This window comes from Prochlorococcus sp. MIT 1318 (assembly GCF_047304505.1).
Lineage (GTDB): Bacteria > Cyanobacteriota > Cyanobacteriia > PCC-6307 > Cyanobiaceae > Prochlorococcus > Prochlorococcus marinus_D.
Window position 1 is genome coordinate 2,030,704 of the sequence record NZ_CP138958.1, and the last position, 19,687, is coordinate 2,050,390.

Sequence of the window (19,687 nt, forward strand, 5' to 3'; positions counted from 1 at the left end):
CATGAATAGCTCACTTCCGCTCATCGAAACGGTGAGCATGGCGTTCTCAACCCTTAAAGCCAATCGCCTACGTAGTCTCCTGACAATGCTCGGCATTGTGATCGGCAATGCTTCTGTCATCACCCTGGTAGGGGTTGGCAGGGGGGCTCAGAATCTGGCTGAGGCTCAACTAAGCAACCTAGGCGCCAATGTGTTGTTTGTTGTGCCTGGCAACAACGACACTCGTCGTCGCGGTGTGGCCTTCCCGCGAAATCTCGTCATCGAAGATTCAGATGCAATCGCTGAGCAAGTTCCAAGCGTGAAAGAAGTTGCACCACAGATTAGCTCAAGCGAGGTGATTCAAGCGGGTGCCCAAAGTGCTACGAGTTCAATCTCTGGGGTGACCCCATCGTTTCTTCCAGTGCGCAACTTCGAAGTAGCCCGTGGAAGATTTATTAGTGATCTAGATCTTCGTAGCGCACGCAATGTGGTTGTGATTGGTCCCGACCTTGTCAACAAACTCTTTCCAACGAGTGCTGCAGTCGGTAAGACTCTACGAATTAAGGATCAATCATTTGAAGTAATCGGTGTAATGGCTCCTAAAGGAGCGGTGTTTGGAAACAATCAAGATGAAAACGCGTACATTCCACTCACAACAATGGTTAGCCGGCTCACAGGCAGAGATCCAACCTATGGCGTCAGCCTTAGTTTTATCAGTGTGGAAGCCAAGAATGAAGAAAGCACGGGGGCAGCAAAATTCCAGATCACCAACCTGCTCCGTCAACGACATCGAATCCTGAGAGATGACGACTTTGCAGTTCGATCACAGAAAGATGCCCTCAGCATCGTCAACACAATCACCGGAGGACTAACCCTCATGTTGGCAGCAATCGGAGGGATATCGCTGCTAGTAGGAGGAATCGGAATCATGAATATCATGCTGGTAGCGGTCAGTGAACGCACTGAGGAAATCGGACTAAGAAAGGCCCTAGGAGCTCGCAATAGCGATGTATTGAGCCAATTCCTAATCGAGTCACTCGTTCTTGCAAGCTTTGGTGGCGTCATTGGCACAGCTGTAGGTGTTGGCGCCGTCACAACAATCGGAGTTTTGACCCCTCTCCCGGCAGCAATCGGAATAAGCGTCGTTCTAATCACCGTTAGTCTCTCTGGATCAATTGGTTTGATCTTTGGTGTTTTGCCTGCCAGACGTGCAGCAAGACTTGACCCAATCGTTGCCCTCCGGCGCCTGTAAATCCTTTTTGATTTTCAGAGAATAGGCAAATCAAAAAAGGGGTAGCAATCACAACTCCCCAGCAGCGAAAACAATGAGGTCAAGCTCCCAACGCAAGCAAAGCGGATTGCTTGGGATTCATGACTCAATCAGCCAACGCGTTCTTTCTGTAAAAAACAAAACGGTTTTTGGCTCAAAGATGCTGATTGCTCAAAGCAGCATCTAAAAGCGCAAGTGGGAATCTGAGATCAAAAGCTCAGAAAGATGGTGCCAGAAGAGGATCTAGCAGCCAACGATCTAACCATCGACACCGTTACAGTCAGTGAACCATCCTCTAGCAGATGAATCAACGCTGGCGTCTCATTGCTCTCTGGCTGCTGCCCATCGGTGTTGCCTTGCTACTCGCCTGGCAAATTTTAGGAAATGGCAAGCTCACAGGAGAGCAGCCAACTAGCACAACTCTGGCTTCGCGTAATGCTGCGGTAACTCGGATGAGCTACGGCCGCTTCCTCGACTATGTGGAAGCAGGAAGAGTCACCGCCGTGGATATTTACGACGGTGGACGGAATGCAGTAGTGGAAGCCGTAGATCCCGAACTCGACAATCGCGTACAACGGCTAAGAGTTGATCTCCCCGGTCTTGCTCCGGAGTTAATCAACACACTCAAGAGCGAGGGGATCAGTTTCGATATTCATCCTGCTCGTACCACTCCGCCGGCGCTTGGCTTATTAGGCAATCTCCTCTTCCCGCTACTCCTCATTGGCGGCCTAATTCTGCTGGCCCGTCGATCCAGCTCAATGCCTGGAGGCCCAGGGCAGGCAATGCAGTTCGGCAAGACAAAAGCCCGCTTCGCAATGGAAGCTGAAACTGGAGTCAAATTCGATGATGTTGCAGGTGTAACTGAAGCAAAACAGGATCTTGAGGAAGTGGTGACATTCCTGAAGAAACCAGAACGCTTCACCTCGGTAGGTGCTCAAATTCCAAGAGGTGTTCTGCTGGTAGGGCCTCCAGGCACTGGCAAAACACTGCTTGCCAAAGCAATTGCAGGAGAAGCAGGTGTTCCCTTCTTCTCACTTTCTGGTTCGGAATTTGTAGAGATGTTCGTTGGTGTCGGCGCGAGTCGAGTCCGAGATTTATTCAAACGGGCAAAAGAGAACACACCCTGCCTAATCTTTATTGATGAAATTGATGCCGTAGGCCGACAACGTGGTGCCGGAATAGGTGGCGGGAATGATGAGCGAGAACAAACTCTAAACCAACTGTTAACAGAAATGGACGGATTTGAAGGTAATAGCGGAATCATCATTATTGCAGCAACAAACCGTCCTGATGTACTGGATTCTGCGCTGATGCGACCAGGGCGTTTTGACAGGCAAGTCAGTGTGGATGCACCAGACATCAAAGGACGACTTGCAATTCTTGAAGTGCACGCACGTGACAAGAAACTTGAAGAAGATCTTTCCTTAAAGAATGTAGCCCGAAGGACACCTGGATTTACCGGGGCAGACCTTGCCAACCTACTTAATGAGGCGGCAATCCTCACAGCTAGACGTCGTAAAAAGGCTATCAGCCTTGATGAAATTGACGATGCCGTTGACAGAATCATCGCAGGCATGGAAGGGCGCCCACTCACTGATGGACGTAGCAAGAGATTGATCGCTTACCACGAAGTTGGACATGCGCTAATAGGAACATTAGTTAAAGATCATGACCCTGTCCAAAAAGTGACTCTGATACCACGAGGTCAGGCTCAGGGGCTTACATGGTTTGCTCCAGATGAAGAGCAAATGCTGGTGACTCGAGCCCAACTCAAGGCTCGAATCATGGGAGCACTAGGAGGCAGAGCAGCAGAAGATGTTGTTTTTGGCGATGCAGAGATCACAACAGGTGCAGGTGGAGACATCCAGCAAGTAGCATCCATGGCACGCCAAATGGTGACACGTTTTGGCATGAGCGATTTAGGACCAGTCTCTCTGGAGAGCGGAAATCAAGAAGTATTTATTGGACGAGACCTGATGACTCGAAGCGAGATTTCAGATGCAATATCCCGCCAAATAGATGAGGCAGTTCGGGAAATGGTGAAGCATTGCTATAGCGAAACTGTAAAAATCGTCAAGCAACATCGGGAAGCTATGGATAGACTCGTTGAAATCCTCATCGAAAAGGAAACCATAGACGGAGAAGAATTCGTTTCAGTAGTAGCAGAGTTTACATCTGTTCCAGAGAAGCAAAGAAGCATACCTATCCTCCAGAGCTAATAGAACTAGCAGTTAAATAATAATCATCCAGGGAATCAACCATCAGCGAATGAATCTTGACAATGCATCCCCATTCGCTTTAAGATGTAATCTTTAATTTTAGAATAAAAACAATTTTAACACCAAGATGAAGCTGGATAAATGTTTTCGTAATTACAAACAAGTCAATCAGTTCCTTCAGGATTAATGGATTGACAAATATCTATTAGAAACTCTTTTGCCTTGCAATGCTTACCTATCACAAGGCAGCCTTGTCAATTGACTGAATGAACCGGACGCTTATCGATCACACTATCGACAAGTCCATAACCAACAGCTTCTGCGGGAGACATGAAAAAATCTCGATCGGTATCTTCTTGAATTCTCTCTAGAGGTTGACCTGTACGATCTGCTAATACTCGGTTCAATCGATCCTTTAGGAAGAGAATCTCATCAGCCTGAATACGAATATCACTCGCTTGCCCTCTGGCACCACCAAGCGGCTGATGAATCATAATTCTGGAATGTTGCAAACTGCTGCGTTTACCCATTGCCCCAGCGCAGAGGAGGAACGCTCCCATACTTGCTGCAAGCCCTACACATACGGTTTGAACATCTGGCTTGACATGCTGCATTGTGTCAAATATTCCGAGGCCATCATATACTGAACCTCCTGGTGAATTGATATATAAATAGATATCTTTTTCAGGATCTTCCGCCTCCAAGAACAACATCTGAGCGACAATTCGATTTGCCGAATCACTTGTCACAGGCTCGCCAAGAAAGATGATCCGTTCACGCAAAAGGCGCGAATAAATATCGAAGGCCCTTTCCCCGCGGCCCGACTCTTCAATCACAATCGGGATCATGCTGCTCTGCTCGGTTTTCACGATCTTAACGGCGCCGTAGCAGCGCTATGGTCAGGTGCGAAAAGGTCGGGCCAAGAACTTGAGTGACCGAAAGACCATTGCTGACAGCAAACGTGCGTTTAATCATGATTTCCCTCATGTCATCCCCTCGCTGTACAGACGTACAACCGATGAACTTCTTGTCGAGCTGCATCTCCTGAGCCACCAGAAGCATTTCCACCCAGACGCACTCTTTGCTATTGGCCTTAGCCAAGTTTTTGATGTCTTCACGCGTGGTTACCGACCAGAAGCTCACATCAAGACCTTGTTCGATGCACTATGTCGAAGCTGCGGCTTCGACCCAAATGCTTTGCGCAAGCAGGCCCAACAAACTCTTGAGTCGGTCCGGGGTCACGATCTTGAGGAGGTCCAAGGCTGGATCCAACAACAAGGCAAAGGGGCTCCTGAACCTCTCGCCAAGGCATTGCGTAATACTGGCAGCACCACTTTTCATTACTCACGCCTAATGGCGGTGGGGTTGCTCAGCCTTCTCGCATCTGCCCAAGGTGATGAATCCTCTGATCCCGAAAAACTAAGCCAAATCGCCCATGAACTAAGTGAATCAGTTGGATTATCCAAAGCCAGAGTTGAAAAAGATCTGAACCTCTACAAGTCCAACCTCGAGAAGATGGCCCAGGCTGTAGAACTAACTGAACAAATTCTAGAATCTGAACGTCGCAAACGGGAACAAAATGAATCTGCAAAACTCAACACTGGATCATCAGAGCAAATGTCTCAGGGGGTTGAAGCTTGTTCCAATATCAGCTGACCTGACAACCACCACCAGTCTGTTTTTTTGAGTTTGGAACCCCGTAAATAACTTAGGTTCATCGTTAACAACTTAGCCTGTTTAACTGGGGCTGGCCAGGATCCATTAAGTAAACCTAAACGATACAATCCAGCTGTATCAGCGGACATTTTCATAACATCAGGATGGACTAGGTTGATAGTATTATTATAGATCTCAGTGAGCATTGGTGAGTCGCCAATAGCAATACCAAAACGAATAGGTTTTCCATTTTGTTTTTGCCAAACCCATCCACCAACAACTCTCTTACCATCTGAGTAAGGTTGTCTCCAGAGCGTAAGTCCAGAGAAGTCAGCGTCAGTATTTTGATCATTTTTGACAACAGAGTTATCTTCTTTAATGAAGTTTCGTTCTTCCAGACGTTGACTAACAGTATCGATAACTGGTTGCAATCGTGAGGAGCCCTCTGGTAGATCAAGTTGCATTTGAATGCTGGCTTGAAAAGGCCCTTTACGCTGCTTGGCTAAGCTAAGATCAAGTGGTAATGATGCGAGTCTCAACCCTAATTGCTGATTAATGCCATAGTTCTTATCAAGGGAATCCTGAATAATCTGCTTAGAAAGTAAACTGCCAAAAAGGATGTCCATACTCTTCACTTGCATATTCAGGAGAGCCTGATCTGTATCAGGTCTACCTGGCGATTTGATCGCCATAGGGCGATACTGAAAAGGGCTCGCATCAATGCCAACTGGAGCCAAACCAAAAGGGTGATAACCAACAACTCCTTGCCATTTGAGTTGATTAAGATCCAATCGCAGGGACAAACATCCATAGCGTGAAATCTGCAAAAGAGGTGCCATTGCTCCACTCACTGAAGCCAAGCCATCGGGACTCCAGCTCACCGCTGGCCCATGTTGTAGAACAGAATTGCAAAAACGCTGTAAAGACGATTGAGCTGCAGAAGAATGAACAAACTCTTCACCAAGGCTTTGAAGTAGCTGTTGACGATGCAAGCCATCTGAAGCGATGACAACCACATCATCAAGACGCTTAAAAGCAATGCTTGAATTAACACTCATTGGCCAAAGGATCTCTGGCAAAAGCAAATAAGCCTCGCCATCATTTGCCCACGCCTGCCACCAGAGACCCCGACCCTGACGTCGCCAAAGGTCCTTGGCCAGGTTCATGCCAAGACGGTCCTGCCATAGACGCGGGGCTTGGCCTTGCGGATCTCCTCGAAAACTCTGGATCAAGGTCATCTCTGTCATCAAGCGAGCAAGTGTCCCTAACCGTTCTGTGCGGCTAGATGACAAATGCCCCTTTAAAAGCAGGAGAACGATCGTTGGGATTAAAAGCAGCGAGCAAATTCCAGCCGAACTGACAGGAAAGCGACAAGGGATGTAGACAATCTTCTTCAGCCTTAAGAGGCCTAGGGAATGCTGAGACATCCAATCGCCCTTTACCTATGGCAGCTGGGGATCAAACTTTCTCATTTGTCTTTTTGCGACGACGACGATCTAGCCGATCAACGACTGAAAGATAAATAACCGAAATGGTCACAAAGGCCAAAAGGATGACAGCTGCTCCGGCGAGAAGCTGATTGCTCCCTAGGCTTTGGAAAGCCTCAGGCACCTCAGAAGTTCAGCGTACCGTCGCCATTACGTCCCCACACGACCATGGCGATAGAGAAACTGAACACAGCCGCCAGTGAGGCCCAGGCGAGAGTGAACAACATAGAAGACGCAAATCAGATTGACTTAGCCTGGTAAGGCTTCAACCATTTTACACGTCAAAGCCTTCATCAGTCATGACGTTCGCGACTCCTGGTACTACGCCACTTCTTGAACGTGCCAAGCAAACTCAGAGGTATCCACAAGCTCGAGTGATCGTGCTCAACGATGATGTAAATACCTTTCAGCACGTCGTTGATTGTCTGCGAAGGATCATTCCAGGCATGAGCGAGGAGAGAGCCTGGAATCTTGCGCATCAAATCGACGGTCAAGGTTCAGCAGAGGTCTGGTGTGGTCCACTTGAGCAGGCTGAGCTCTACCACCAGCAACTGTCTGGGGAGGGGCTAACAATGGCACCACTTGAACGGTGCTGAAACAAGGCAAAGCTGATCAACCTTCAATACAGCACAATGAACTTGTTGCTTTTTGCAAGACTGACAAAAGGCTTTTCGAGCAGCAACGGCAAAAACATTCAGCGCTCAATGCCTAGGTGAATGTGCATTGAACAAAATCGTTGAAGCGTTAATATAAAAAGAATCACGATTAATCAACTTAAAAGGAACAGATCCTGCCATAAAATGAAAAGGATCGACAACCTAATGAACATAGATAGTTCAACTTCCATCAACAAATACAAAGAAAATCAGCAAAGACTCATTTGTAAAAATCTCAATATTACAACGCTCTAATGGCCACACGACTCATGCTCGATAGTTATCAAAAATAGTCAAACAAACAATACTATCTGATCTCAATATACTTACTTTGGCAAGCAAAAGTTGAATCTAGCCTACAAACTAATTCGCAATATAGTTATTGAGGGATTGCTCAAAGAAGAACAATCCTTGTCTTTTGGGTTAACAATGCACCAAGAACATATCTGAAATTATGAATGAAGATCCTAGCAAGATTGAGAAAAATAAAATTTACCTATAGGCTCGATTAAAAGGGTTAGACCCCTCTCAGGCACATTGAACACAACCTCGAAAGGGTGGATAGACAACGCGTGAATCTCTTCGTCATGAACCTTGCAGGGAGGCCTTGACCTGGGAGCAAAAGTAGACTGCTTGGGGTCGAAACCGCCGCAAGCAAAAATAAAGGATTTAAATATCGCCTCTTAGACAGAGCTGCTTTCACCTTGAGACTTTGGCTAGTTTCGATCAATTACAGCGAAAAAGTTGCGATGGGCCGAGTTGTAATCACGCACAGCACCTACGTAGAGGGTCTAATTCCATGGTTGAAGGTCCTTGCAGAGGAGAAGAACATTCAAACGATTACACCAGCCGTCATCCGACGCGTCAAAGGTCATTGTCCAGAACTTCGCCTGAGAATTACAACGCCGATCAAGGGTGGTTTCAAACTGGTTGCCAGACTTGGCAGCTCAGCTCAGGAGGTTTTTGTTGTCACAAAATTGGACGAAGCTTCATTATTAAAACGACTTAATAACAGTCGTCCAGGCGTTCAGAAGAGGTGAACCGCCATGCCGTGCGAGCCCCAGTGTTCGACCTGGAAGAACCAGAAGGGGAAGCAAAGTGGGGCTTCGTTTCCGGAAGCAAGTCCGGTCTACGTCACCTTCACGACAGCCTCCCCAAATCGAAAGAGAGTCAGATCAGAGCACTAGAAAAAGGCCGTCACCAACACAGCAGTTCAAGCAGAATTTAAGCGCAAACGGTGTCCTGCGTCGGCCAAATTGAGCGAATATGCTTTAAGGCAGATTCCGCTTCGAGCTGACGGCTGGGCGCATCAACACCATTAAGCAGCACGGTCACATGACCGAGCTTGCGTCCTGGAGTTTCACAATCTTTTCCATACCAGTGCAAATGGAAGCGATCACAACTGCGCAGCTTCGCTAGACGCTCATCTAGAGAGGACGCAGCCCATTTTTGCAAACCTAGAAGATTCACCATTAAGGCGCCAGGTGCATTGAGATGGGTTGCAGGCACTGGCAAGCCCGCCGCGATACAAAGTTGTTGATCAAACTGGCTACTGCTGCAGGCTTCGATCGAAAAATGTGCGGAATTATGAGTGCGAGGTGCAACTTCATTGACCTGTAGTCCCTCTGGTCCGTAGAAAAATTCAACAGCAAGCACGCCCACGTAATTGAGCTCTGTTAGAAGAGACGCTGCCATGTTGTAGGCCATCATTTCCACAGCATGATCAACACTCGCAGGTGCAATCACCCAATCACACACCTGTTGGAACTGATGAGTCTCAGCAAGAGGCAGGCTACGAACACGGCCCTGAGCATCTCGACTAACAACAATGGCTAATTCCTTTTCGAACGGTACCCAGCTCTCAAGCAGCCATTGAGTTGGATCCACTGAGCGCAGAAGTTGCGATAAATCCTCGACACTCTTGAGAACCTTGGTTCCTTTTCCGTCATATCCCCACCGGCTTGACTTGGCCATCACCGGAAAGTTCCACTCCCTAGGAAGCTCTGGCTGAGCAAAAGAAATCGAACTCAGCAAAGTCCAATCAGGGCTAGGAAGATCTAGCTCACCAAGCAACTGACGCTGCGAGATTTTGTCGACCAATGGAGCAAGCGCAGTAAGAGACGGAGAAAAACACACCCCTTGTTGTTCAAGGGGAATCAGAGCTTCAATATCGACCCATTCGTTCTCAAAAGTGACGCCACAACAGCCCTGCACGAGCTTGCTAGTAGCTTCTACATCCACTGGGTCGGCCAAGACAAGTCGAGTTGCTTCAAGAGCAGCGGGATCGATTGCCGATCCAGACTGCACGACAACATCCACAGCGCGGCTTTTTGCTGCTTGCGCCAACATCTGAGCCAACTGACCACCACCGACGACCCCAATCATTGGGCTTTTAACGCTGCTCATGCAGAGAAAATCAACCACGCAATCCTGCAAGCATTGCATCCCAACAAAATTGAGATTTCAGAGCAAGCCCTGATCACCAGCAAAGGCCAAACGCACAGCAGTGAGCAACAGGACCAAAAGGAAAAGCGCCAAGCCCACCGTGCAGGCATAACTGATCTCAAGCTCAGCAAAAGCCTGGTCGTAAACGTAGTAGACAAGGGTTCGAGTGGTGTCGGCGGGTCCCCCCTGAGTCATCAAGAACACTTCTTCGAACACTTTTGTGGCCGCAATCGATGAGACCACCGCAACCAAGGTTACGTAAGGACGCAACAACGGCAGTGTGATGTCGATGTGTTTGCGCAAGCCATCACTGCCATCAAGTTCGGCTGCCTCATAAAGCTCTTTAGGAATTCCTTGGAGGCCAGCAAGAAATATCACCATGTAATAGCCAAGCCCCTTCCACAGGGTTACAAGCATCACTGCCGGGAGTGCCAAGAATGGATTCGTGAGAAAGCCAATCGGCACGAAATCTGTGCCAACAAAGGCGGAAAGCCAGCCATTGATAAGACCGTTCTCTGCATAAAGCCAACGGAATGCGATGGCCGCAACCACAATCGACACGAGCACGGGTGTGTAGAACACACCGCGTAAAAAATGAATACCTGGTAAGGAACGGTTCAACAACACCGCCAATGCAAGAGAACCCAAAACAATCGGTGGAACCACCCCAACCAGGTAGATCAAAGTATTGATCAGCACCTTAAAAAACATCGGATCACCAGCAAGACGTCGCAGGTTGGCCAAACCCACAAAGACAAGGGGTTCTGTAACGTCGAGACCTGTTTTGGTGAAGCTCATCACAAGAGCCATCAGCGCTGGTATCAGCACCGACAAGCTGAGCAGGACGAGCGCAGGCAAGAGGAATCCCCATGCCACGAGAGTGGTCCTCCAAGACTGTCTTAATCCCCGAAACAGAGGGCCAGCCATCACCACAATGCCTGTACTGACAGGAGATTACGTGGAAGCGTTTGATGCCACCCGGCAAACTGAGATCAGCAGACTTGCTCTTTCATGTCCGCTTTCGTGAATATCGACGCCCAACGCATCCCAGTAGCACTGAGCCACCAGCCCTACGAGGTGGTCATTGGGGGTGAAGGCTTGCGGGGTGTTGGTAAGGAGCTTCGCCGTGCTGGGCTGAAAGAGGGAATCAAGGTATTGGTTGTAAGCAATGCTGATGTTGCTGAGCTATATGGTGATCTTTGCCTCCAAAGCCTTAAGGAGAGCGGTTTCAGGCCCACTCTGCTGGTGATCGAGGCCGGAGAGGATCAAAAGACGCCAGTGAGCGTGGCGTTAATTCACGATGCAGCCTATGAAGCAAAGCTAGAAAGAGGATCCTTGATGGTTGCTCTTGGCGGAGGGGTCGTGGGCGACATGACTGGATTTGCAGCAGCTACTTGGCTAAGAGGTATCTCGGTGGTGCAACTTCCTACAACCCTTCTGGCAATGGTGGATGCCGCGATTGGTGGCAAGACAGGCGTCAATCACCCTGGCGGGAAAAATCTGATCGGAGCATTTCACCAACCAAGGCTTGTATTAATCGATCCCTCAACTCTGAAAACATTGCCAGAACGTGAATTCCGTGCAGGGATGGCCGAAGTGATCAAATACGGGGTGATCGGTGATTCAGCACTTTTTCAACTCCTAGAAGGTATTCAAGAACTAGACACACCATCACAACTCCATCAAGACCTTCTGGAGAAAATTCTCGAACGTTCAGCACTCGCGAAGTCGAGAGTGGTGAGCTCAGATGAACGAGAGGGTGGGCTGCGCGCCATCCTTAACTACGGGCACACCTTCGGGCATGTAGTGGAAACCCTCTGTGGCTATGGAACCTGGCTGCATGGTGAAGCTGTCGCCATCGGCATGGTGGCGGTTGGGGAGCTGGCGGTGTTGCGACAGAGCTGGAGCAGGGATGATGCCAACAGGCAAAAGTCGCTTATCGCAAAGGCAGGGCTGCCGATTGCTTGGCCCAAGCTAGATCCAGAGGAGGTGCTGTATACCCTGCAAGGGGATAAGAAGGTCAAAGATGGAAAGCTTCGCTTTGTGATTCCCACCGGCATTGGCAACGTCGAAATCAAAAATGACGTAAGCAGAGAAGAAATCCGAAAATGCCTATCAGAGCTCAGCTAACTGGGTCCTCTAGGAACCGGCAGCGAAGTTCACCGACCTCAGCATCAAGAGATGCTTTGGGCCTCAACTCAAAAGCCAACCAACGAAACTCTCCCAAGCCGACTGGATCAACAAGACGCAACAGTGCTTCCCTTCTATTGAGGGCAGCAGAGAGCTGACTGGTAGGAAGACTTTGGAGAGCATGAAGCCTCTCTGCCAAGCCAAGTGCCAAGAGTGCTTGCCCCTGTCGAGACTCACCGAGAAAGGTCCAACCCTGCTGTTCGGCCTGGTGTTGAAGAGTTTCGAGACAAAGATGTGCAGTGAGATCCCACCGACCGGGATCTTGAAGCAATGCACCACTAGCTCTCTGCTGGCGATAAGCCATCAGAGTTCCGCAGGGTCTCATCACGCTGTAATAACGACGGGCCTCGAGGGCATAGTCGATGACAAGTAAGGGGCCGCAAAGCAGAGCAGAGGCTGCCTGACTCAACCACGATTTCAGTTCACCATGCCATTCACTGCACCAACCATCAGCAGCATCAGGAGGAGGGATCTGAATGCCCAAACACATTCGGGCCTCAGTTAAAGCTGAATTCAAAGCGTCTGTAAGAGAAAGCTCAGTGAAGCGAAGATGAGCAACCGAATCGACGTTCTCAAGACAAACACCCTGCCGCCATAGACGTTGATCGCGCCACACCAACCGCTCCACCGGCAGAGCATCCAACATTTCATGAGCAAGCATCACGCCGATAGCGGGAGCTTGAGCCAACTCATTAAGACTTCGCCAGTGAATCGGCACACTGGTGACAGATTTAAGTCGCTCTCGTTGTCGTAAGGCCATGGCCTTATTGCTCTCCACCAAAACCAGCTCCAGCCTTGGTATCAGCGCTGGGCACAGATCCTCCAGGGCTGAGATCAGATCAGCACTTAAATCGCCTTCACCAGGACCCACCTCTATCAACGATAAAGACCTTCCCTTATCAACGCGCTGCTGAAGTTGCTGGAACCAATCAACCAGTTGTATGGCCAAAAGTTGGGCAAAGTCAGCTCCTAAGGAAGGAGAAGTCGCGAAATCACCCTGACGACCAATACGCAGCTGACCGGAGGCATAGGCCCCATAGACTTGGTCATGCAAGGCCCAGTCCATGTATTGATGGAAGCTGATGCTCCCTCCAGCCTGAACTATTCGGTTGACCAACCAAGCTGGGCAAGGCACAGAGCAGAGATCCATTCGAGAGAATGCCTGTCACTGAGACAGGCCCATGGGAGCACATCAGAGGCGAAAAATCTTGAAAAGCCTGTTGGCATGGTTATTTTGCTTGCTTTGTTGCGCAGGATCGGTTTACGCCTACGACAATCCTGAACTCCTTCCCCAGCAGCAAACACCAGTGGTTGATCTGGCGAAGGTCTTCAGCGAAAAGCAACTCACCAACCTGGAAAAATCACTAGACGACTATGAAACGAGAACAGGCTGGAAATTACGTGTACTGACCCAGTACGAACGAACTCCTGGGCTTGCAGTTCGAGAGTACTGGGGGCTTGATGAACGTAGTTTGCTGATTGTCGCCGACCCACGCGGTGGAAATCTGCTCAACTTCAACGTTGGTGATGCGTTATATGCACTGATGCCTCGTACCTACTGGGTAGAGCTGCAAACCCGCTATGGAAACCAGTTTTACGTGAAGGATCATGGCGAGGACATCGCAATCCTCGATTCACTCAATGCCGTAGAAACCTGTTTGGATCGAGGTGGTTGTCAATTTGTACCTGGGCTGCCATTGGAGCAATGGTTGTTGACATTCACCACATCGCTACTTGGTGGTTTGGTTGCTGGCTTTGCTTCCTACCCCAGGAAAGAAGGTGAACTGATCGCTTGGCCTTGGTTATTGCTCGCTTCCCCGCTATGGATCATGTTGTTTGGAATCTTCGGGATTGCCCCTGTCGTATCGCGAACTAGCGATCTTCTGCCACTCCTTCGCAACGGGCTGGGCTTTTTGGGAGGAGCTGTAGCGGCATACGTTATTGCTCAAGCAACATTGGGGGGTAGGCAAAATCGAGAGTCAGAGCCTTAGCTTCAATTGATATCAGCGACTTTGAATGCTGCAAAGAATTGTGGGGGGTTTGCAGACAGGTCTCCTAGCTGCGTCATTACCAGGTGCAGCAAGATCTTGACGGCGCTGATCCCTGATCGACCTGAGCTGCGCCAAGTTGAACTTGTAGAAACCAAGCAAGCTGGAAAAGCGTTTCACAGGCTGGCCGTAGTAACTCCTCCCGCTCAGAGTGGGGAATGAAGCCCATTCAGGCGCAAGTTTTGCTGCTAATAGAGGGGTCATAAACCCTGAATCGGTAAGACCTAAAGCCTTGCGACGTTGAACAAGAAAGAGCGCTCCCTGATCCTGAACTTCTGGACCAAAACCACGCAAACCAAGACTGCGGGTCACCATGTCCCAGGTAAAAGGCATGAATTGATAAGCCCCTGCAGCAGCACTTGCATATCGAGAGGAGTAAATGACTCGATTGGGATGACGATCTAATGAGGCCATGAGACCTCCACCAAACATCACTCGATAACCAAGGTCATGCCCATTCTTCCAAGTACCTTCGGCAAAGCGAATGGTGTTGAGAAGGGCCCGACGCTCCGGGGTGATCACATAAGGCAATGCCGCTGAGGGAACCTGTTCTGGATTACTTAGCGACTGGGAACGTGCTGTTAGCTCAAGAGAGGGAATTGAAATAGGGGGAGGGAGAGGGATATTGATTGTTTGCGCTGCTCCAGTTGCAGTTGCTTGCGCTGCTCCAGCTGCTATGGAGAAAGGGAGAAAACCAGCTGCGACTGCTGAGAGAAGACGATAGACAGTCGATGCGGGAGCGATCATTCGTTGCATTCAGAGAACAAGAACCCATGGAGTGGAGAGAAAAGGTTCGAGCAAATCCCAGAAGCGAATGGGAGGTGCTGATCATCCAAGGGTGATTATTAAACCAAATAATTTAACAATCGCGTTGACTTTGACGAAGCAAGCCCAAAGAAACAGCCCTCGTATGCCGGTACTGAGACCGTCCACATGCGGCAATGGTTCAGTTGGGCCCAAAGATCACTGAAATCCAAGTTGAAGAATCAGCGTTGTGCATATTCAACGATCTAAGCTTTTTTATTAGTAATTCTGATTAAGCGACCAGTTCAACTACAGCACTTGCTGCCGCCACGGATCCATCGACAGCCAGCGGTTGCTGAGAAGCTGGTATCAAGGGTTGATCTAACTCCCATTCTCCAAGCTCGAGGGAGTCGCGCTCAAGCAGCCGATGGGCTGCATGGCTTTGCAAGCCGTTGATCAGTGCCACCGACTCTGCAAAGCCTTCTCGAAGAACCACATGAAGACCGACACCCAAGCTGATGGCTTCACAGAAACTGCTGTAACCAGGCTTCCCAAGGTGCCTAGAGCAGTAAGGAAGAGCATCGACAACTCGAATTGACCTGGGTAGATACAAAACATTGTCAGGTGATTGCATGCTCAGACAAGTGTGAACAGATCGTGGTTTGGGCATTAAAAAGAGGTGATCAGGCCAGCGTTGGAACAACTCTGAGTCGAGTGCCAAGCCCAGCCCGCCAAACCCCACCATCACGATTGGACCTTGAAAAGATTCAAGTTTCTGCTGGAGTGCTAGCGGTAGTGAAAGAGGTGAAGACGCAGTTATGCCCAGGCTCTGTTCAGGTAGCCCCCAGTCCATTGCAAGTGAGAATGGGCAACGTAACAACTTCTTCCCACGTGAGTATTCAGCTGACGCAGCTTCAGCATGGGTAAGAAAAGAATCTCCTAGAGGGGCGTAGATCTCATCCCAACCAAAGTTGCCCATCCATACCAAAGGAACACCAAGCTGATCAGCTAACTCAGCAGCAGCAGGTGGAATGTCAGCAAGTACAAGCACCGACATCTCTTGAGACTGGATCCAAGAGACCTCAGCCGCAATTTGGGCAGGAATGTGTTGTTCAAGTTCCTGCAAAGCCTTGAGAGTGGCCATTTGGTCAATGGCTAAGGCATTCGCCTGAACCATGCCCACATCCCAGCGCAGTTTGCGGTGTTCGAATGGGACACCTTGCAGCGCAAGGTTGAGGAATTGGAAGTCCACATCCGTACTCACTACGAATCGCCATTGCGGCTGAAGACGATGCAGTTCTATAAGAACAGCTGCCTGGCGTGCTGCATGGCCATAGCCATGGCTGCTCACGCAGAGGTAAATCAGCACTGTGTCACCAATGGTGTTGCTCTTTCAAAAAGAATCTGTTCATAGGCCAAGGATGAATCTGGAAGAAACCAACGGTGGCTCACCTGGCTTAGCTGTCGATCAAGGAACTCGACCCAGGACAAGTGACACAACTGACGACCAGAGGAATCACTTCCACGCCGCGGTACACAAGCAGCATTGAGAAAGACAGTGCCAAAGCGATCCTGAACACATGATTGCCGCAAACCTGTTCCGCGTTTGAGTTCATGATGCATGTGGCCAAAGACAACCAGATCTGGCAAACGATCCTTACGGATCCGATCAAGGGCCATCGCAAGATCCTGATCGCCCCAATCGAGAGCGGGAACTTTCCAATCGCGACCACAAGGGCTCTGAGCATCGGAGCCGAGGCCCGTCGGACCGGAATGAGCCAATATCACTAAGGGCCATTGGGATGGTGCCTGCTTTGCAGCGGCCTCAATCCGGTCAGCAGATTCACTCACCGACATCGGGCCAAAAACCGCCTGAACGGCTTTGGCAAGGTGAAAGCCACCACCAGCACTACAAGGGCGGGCCCCAACGACAGCAATCGGTGGAAACTGCCATTGGCGCAAACTCCAACCGCAATGACGGTCGCCCAATAAGGTCAATTGACGTCTGAGGACTGCGCCGCTGTGATCACGTCCGTGGTCATGATTACCAAGAATGACAGCTGTCGGCAGAGCAAGCTGTTGTATTGATTTGACCAACTTGAGATCACCATCGCTGAGATCACCTACAAACAACACAGCATCTGGCTGAAGTTCAGTCAGTAAGTACTGATCATCAGGTGTCCAAACACCATGGAGGTCTCCAACGATGGCGAGGCTCTGGTGTGACGTGGCAAATGTCTAGGCTATGGCCATACTGCCCTAGATGGTCCGAATGACCGCTGTTTGCACCGCCAAGACGGTCTCTCCAGTGCCATCAACTAGGAAAGAATTAAAGGGTGCCATTGCTGAGCTACGTAAAAAACTCAATGCCGTGATCCTGGCTCACTACTACCAGGATCCAGAGATCCAAGACATCGCCGATTTCATTGGGGACTCCCTGGAACTATCACGTAGAGCTGCTAGCACAAATGCTGATGTAATCGTGTTCTGCGGGGTGCACTTCATGGCTGAAACAGCAAAGATTCTCAGCCCGGAAAAGATTGTATTGCTACCAGATCTCGAAGCGGGGTGCTCCCTTGCTGATGACTGCCCAGCCGATGAGTTTGCTGCATTCAGAAACAAGCACCCAGATCACATTGTGGTGAGCTATATCAACTGCACAGCTGCTGTTAAGGCCCAAAGCGATCTGATATGTACAAGTAGCAACGCTGTAGCACTTGTAAATCAATTACCGAAGGATCAACCAATCCTTTTTGCTCCAGATCAAAACTTGGGCAGATGGGTTCAAAAGCAGAGCGGAAGAAAACTGACGATCTGGCCTGGACGCTGCATGGTGCATGAAACATTCAGCGAAGAAGCTCTACTAAAATTAAAAATCATGCACCCCGAAGCAAAGGTAATAGCCCATCCGGAGTGCCTAGAAAATTTACTAGAGTTGGCGGATTATATTGGCTCAACGAGCAAATTACTTGAATTTACCGAGATAAGCTCATGCACAAAGTTTATCGTACTAACAGAGCCAGGAATCCTACACCAGATGAAATTGAGGAACCCAAAGAAAGAATTTATGGATGTTCCAGGTATTGACGGATGCAGTTGCAATGAATGCCCATATATGCGATTGAATACATTAGAAAAACTATGGAGCTGCTTAAGCACAATGAAGCCATCAATAGAAATCGAAGAGGGGATACGTCAAAAGGCTTTTATTCCTATTCAACGCATGCTAAGCATGAAAGAAACACAGGAATCTAGTGAACATTAATTGTTCACGGTGAAGCTGAGGATCAACACAACAAGAGGGACATTCAGAAATAATTCTTGTTCTTTTTAAGATAGTATGGAAAAAATTAGCCAATACTGCGAAATAAAAGGAGACAATAAGTTTAGCTGTTCAAGTAGTCAGCAAAATAGTACGGAAACTAATACCTTTATGCCTTAGGCATATCCCATAGCGGAAGGCCACCATTGTTCTATTCGCTCTATTGAGCCATACCAAGTAGCGCCAAAGAGGCCTCCGTGGGCTGTGTCATTGAGAACAAGATTTCGAGATTGAGGAAGAAGTGCGGAGCTGACAGGGACTAAGCCGTCTCCCTCTAATAGAGGATCATCTGAGATGCTGCGATAGGAGTTAGCTGCGGTATACCTGGCAAACTGGCTGGCGTTTGGACTATCGAGTGATAATCGAGCAGCAGTAGAAAAATAATCTACATGATCAGCATAAAAACAAGCTGGATAGAGAGTATTAACCTGGGACCGCAGAGGGCTGGCACGAACAGCTTGATGCGGACTACCTAGTGTTATGAGTCGATTGCAAGATTTATATCCACTATAAACACGACCAGAAAAGGGATGTTCTCCGAGATAAAGGCGAAGCATTACACCACCGGAACTATGACCTATAAGTGTCACCTTTCCTGTATGGGATCGAGACTGAAGGTCTTGAACGATTGCATCCACTCGATCAAGCAGTCTGCGCCAACCAATGGCCCATGAAGTGAGCAGCCAATCATATTTAGAAGAAGGTACGACCTTTACAATCGAACCTTGATTATTCTGAATCCAGCTAGCCAAAGAGGCATAGGCCTCATCTGTGATCAAGAAACCGCCTAGGATTAAAACAGGTTGATTGGGATCAACAGTTTGCATGGAGTAAACTTAAGTCGCAGAGGGAGTGATGCTTGAGATAAGATCACAATAGCAAACTGGATAGAATATTTAAACAGATGAGGACAGCAGAGTATAAGTAAACTTAGAAATAGGAATAAAAAGATCAAAGGCAATCAAATTTGATCGTGGTAAAGGCCAAGGGTTGCACCTCCAAATATTAAAATAGCGATAATTAGGGGGAAGATCATAAAGCTTTTATCCTGAAATGGGAGTTGGAAAATTACAATCATAAATCCAACCAAAGCTGAAGCAAAATATCCAATGGCAGAAGCCGTGAGTAGGAAATCTGATATTGGGAGACTAAGGCCAGGAACGGCTAGAATCCTACGAACAGACTTTAAACCATAAACAAAAGTAAGTATTGTAATAAGCAACATTAACCCTAGCAAGATCCACCATAAAGACTGTTGATTATAAAGAAGCCACCATGAATAACAAGAAAGGAAGAATGTGATCAGAGTAATGAGGCGATAGAAAACAGTTTGTTTCATTAGTTGACTTTATTTTCGAACATTCTATGTGGAAAGAATAGCTTATTCAAATACAAATTAAATTAAATAGAAAGGTATCCTTAGGATATTATCGCATGGATAAGCAGGTAAAGCTTCATGGATAGAAGACATATGGCTTTCGGATAAGAGCTTCATACCTTCTGGAATGAAGTGAAAAGTTTATAATATGAAAAATGATGCGTAAGAGAGAGTAAAAGGCAAATAAAAAGGCTTACCATATAAATCTTAAGACTATTAAGAGAATGGCTTATATAACTATGTGGTGATAGCTAGAGGTGGAAGTCAAAGATTATTATTGCATAGAACCAACT

At 48.4% G+C, this 19,687-nt stretch carries 21 protein-coding genes and 1 other RNA gene; 9 read left to right on the forward strand and 13 right to left on the reverse strand.

Going from position 1 to position 19,687, the window contains the following annotated elements; all coding sequences use genetic code 11:
* Position 1: 1 nt before the first annotated feature.
* The 3 genes from SIB66_RS10245 to ftsH all read left to right on the forward strand — a co-directional run bounded on the left by SIB66_RS10245 (position 2) and on the right by ftsH (position 3,468).
* Positions 2-1,231, forward strand: a complete 1,230-nt coding sequence (locus tag SIB66_RS10245) for an ABC transporter permease (protein ID WP_063406810.1) — start codon at positions 2-4, stop codon at positions 1,229-1,231.
* Between the two features lie 73 nt (positions 1,232-1,304).
* Complete coding sequence (locus SIB66_RS10250; RefSeq protein ID WP_413410350.1) at positions 1,305-1,436, forward strand: hypothetical protein; 132 nt, start codon at positions 1,305-1,307, stop codon at positions 1,434-1,436.
* Between the two features lie 115 nt (positions 1,437-1,551).
* Positions 1,552-3,468 (forward strand): ATP-dependent zinc metalloprotease FtsH, encoded by a 1,917-nt coding sequence (gene ftsH / locus SIB66_RS10255; RefSeq protein ID WP_063406808.1) that lies wholly within the window; start codon positions 1,552-1,554, stop codon positions 3,466-3,468.
* A gap of 254 nt (positions 3,469-3,722) precedes the next feature.
* On the opposite strand, the gene clpP is transcribed toward ftsH, so the two are convergent.
* Positions 3,723-4,316, reverse strand: coding sequence for an ATP-dependent Clp endopeptidase proteolytic subunit ClpP (clpP, locus tag SIB66_RS10260; protein ID WP_011130054.1), 594 nt, complete (start codon positions 4,314-4,316; stop codon positions 3,723-3,725).
* A 79-nt stretch (positions 4,317-4,395) separates the two neighbouring features.
* On the opposite strand from clpP, the gene psb29 reads away from it, so the two are divergent.
* Entirely contained in the window at positions 4,396-5,124 is a 729-nt protein-coding gene (gene psb29 / locus SIB66_RS10265; RefSeq protein ID WP_063407067.1) for a photosystem II biogenesis protein Psp29, read from the forward strand.
* Here the strand turns inward: psb29 and SIB66_RS10270 are convergent.
* The 3 genes from SIB66_RS10270 to petN form a co-directional block, all read right to left on the reverse strand.
* Positions 5,091-6,182, reverse strand: coding sequence for a hypothetical protein (locus tag SIB66_RS10270; protein ID WP_236073773.1), 1,092 nt, complete (start codon positions 6,180-6,182; stop codon positions 5,091-5,093). The two genes, psb29 and SIB66_RS10270, sit on opposite strands and share 34 nt — an antisense overlap.
* Positions 6,183-6,582: 400 nt before the next feature.
* A complete protein-coding gene (locus tag SIB66_RS10275; RefSeq protein ID WP_167523912.1) occupies positions 6,583-6,735 on the reverse strand; it encodes a hypothetical protein in 153 nt (50 codons plus the stop codon).
* A gap of 1 nt (position 6,736) precedes the next feature.
* On the reverse strand, positions 6,737-6,838 hold the full coding sequence (gene petN, locus SIB66_RS10280; protein WP_006041398.1) for a cytochrome b6-f complex subunit PetN: 102 nt from the start codon (positions 6,836-6,838) through the stop codon (positions 6,737-6,739).
* A gap of 72 nt (positions 6,839-6,910) precedes the next feature.
* Here petN and clpS point away from each other — a divergent pair, with 72 nt between their 5' ends.
* Positions 6,911-7,207, forward strand: coding sequence for an ATP-dependent Clp protease adapter ClpS (clpS, locus tag SIB66_RS10285; protein WP_011130051.1), 297 nt, complete (start codon positions 6,911-6,913; stop codon positions 7,205-7,207).
* An 809-nt stretch (positions 7,208-8,016) separates the two neighbouring features.
* On the forward strand, positions 8,017-8,307 hold the full coding sequence (locus tag SIB66_RS10290) for a DUF2103 domain-containing protein (protein ID WP_063406804.1): 291 nt from the start codon (positions 8,017-8,019) through the stop codon (positions 8,305-8,307).
* Here SIB66_RS10290 and ssrS read toward each other — a convergent pair.
* The 3 genes from ssrS to SIB66_RS10305 all read right to left on the reverse strand — a co-directional run bounded on the left by ssrS (position 8,302) and on the right by SIB66_RS10305 (position 10,639).
* Positions 8,302-8,485, reverse strand: a non-coding RNA gene (gene ssrS, locus SIB66_RS10295) — 6S RNA. The two genes, SIB66_RS10290 and ssrS, sit on opposite strands and share 6 nt — an antisense overlap.
* A 6-nt stretch (positions 8,486-8,491) precedes the next feature.
* Positions 8,492-9,673: a 5-(carboxyamino)imidazole ribonucleotide synthase gene (locus tag SIB66_RS10300; RefSeq protein ID WP_236070323.1), complete on the reverse strand. Its 1,182-nt coding sequence runs from the start codon at positions 9,671-9,673 to the stop codon at positions 8,492-8,494.
* A gap of 57 nt (positions 9,674-9,730) precedes the next feature.
* Positions 9,731-10,639, reverse strand: coding sequence for a carbohydrate ABC transporter permease (locus SIB66_RS10305; RefSeq protein ID WP_063407063.1), 909 nt, complete (start codon positions 10,637-10,639; stop codon positions 9,731-9,733).
* An 84-nt stretch (positions 10,640-10,723) separates the two neighbouring features.
* On the opposite strand from SIB66_RS10305, the gene aroB reads away from it, so the two are divergent.
* Positions 10,724-11,842 carry a 3-dehydroquinate synthase gene (gene aroB, locus SIB66_RS10310; RefSeq protein ID WP_063406802.1) on the forward strand — a complete coding sequence of 373 codons (1,119 nt, stop codon included), beginning with the start codon at positions 10,724-10,726 and terminating at the stop codon, positions 11,840-11,842.
* Here the strand turns inward: aroB and SIB66_RS10315 are convergent.
* A complete protein-coding gene (locus tag SIB66_RS10315) occupies positions 11,835-13,052 on the reverse strand; it encodes a class I SAM-dependent methyltransferase (protein WP_063406800.1) in 1,218 nt (405 codons plus the stop codon). The genes aroB and SIB66_RS10315 overlap by 8 nt on opposite strands.
* A 31-nt stretch (positions 13,053-13,083) precedes the next feature.
* Between SIB66_RS10315 and SIB66_RS10320 the strand changes: the two genes are divergently transcribed.
* A complete protein-coding gene (locus tag SIB66_RS10320) occupies positions 13,084-13,893 on the forward strand; it encodes a TPM domain-containing protein (protein ID WP_063406798.1) in 810 nt (269 codons plus the stop codon).
* 12 nt (positions 13,894-13,905) lie between these two features.
* Here SIB66_RS10320 and SIB66_RS10325 read toward each other — a convergent pair whose 3' ends face one another.
* The 3 genes from SIB66_RS10325 to SIB66_RS10335 form a co-directional block, all read right to left on the reverse strand.
* Positions 13,906-14,706 (reverse strand): glycoside hydrolase family 104 protein, encoded by an 801-nt coding sequence (locus SIB66_RS10325; protein WP_063406796.1) that lies wholly within the window; start codon positions 14,704-14,706, stop codon positions 13,906-13,908.
* Between the two features lie 280 nt (positions 14,707-14,986).
* Positions 14,987-16,063, reverse strand: coding sequence for a hypothetical protein (locus SIB66_RS10330; RefSeq protein ID WP_063406794.1), 1,077 nt, complete (start codon positions 16,061-16,063; stop codon positions 14,987-14,989).
* Positions 16,057-16,854 carry a TIGR04168 family protein gene (locus tag SIB66_RS10335; protein WP_063406792.1) on the reverse strand — a complete coding sequence of 266 codons (798 nt, stop codon included), beginning with the start codon at positions 16,852-16,854 and terminating at the stop codon, positions 16,057-16,059. Before SIB66_RS10335 ends, SIB66_RS10330 begins: the two co-directional genes overlap by 7 nt.
* Before the next feature lie 112 nt (positions 16,855-16,966).
* Here SIB66_RS10335 and nadA point away from each other — a divergent pair, with 112 nt between their 5' ends.
* On the forward strand, positions 16,967-17,959 hold the full coding sequence (gene nadA / locus SIB66_RS10340; protein ID WP_413410351.1) for a quinolinate synthase: 993 nt from the start codon (positions 16,967-16,969) through the stop codon (positions 17,957-17,959).
* 173 nt (positions 17,960-18,132) lie between these two features.
* Here the strand turns inward: nadA and SIB66_RS10345 are convergent, their stop codons facing one another.
* Positions 18,133-18,843 carry a lipase family alpha/beta hydrolase gene (locus SIB66_RS10345; protein ID WP_063406790.1) on the reverse strand — a complete coding sequence of 237 codons (711 nt, stop codon included), beginning with the start codon at positions 18,841-18,843 and terminating at the stop codon, positions 18,133-18,135.
* Positions 18,844-18,977: 134 nt separating this feature from the next.
* The gene (locus tag SIB66_RS10350; protein WP_063406788.1) at positions 18,978-19,355 is read right to left on the reverse strand and encodes a hypothetical protein; all 378 of its coding nucleotides are present in this window, start codon (positions 19,353-19,355) and stop codon (positions 18,978-18,980) included.
* Positions 19,356-19,687: the final 332 nt, after the last annotated feature.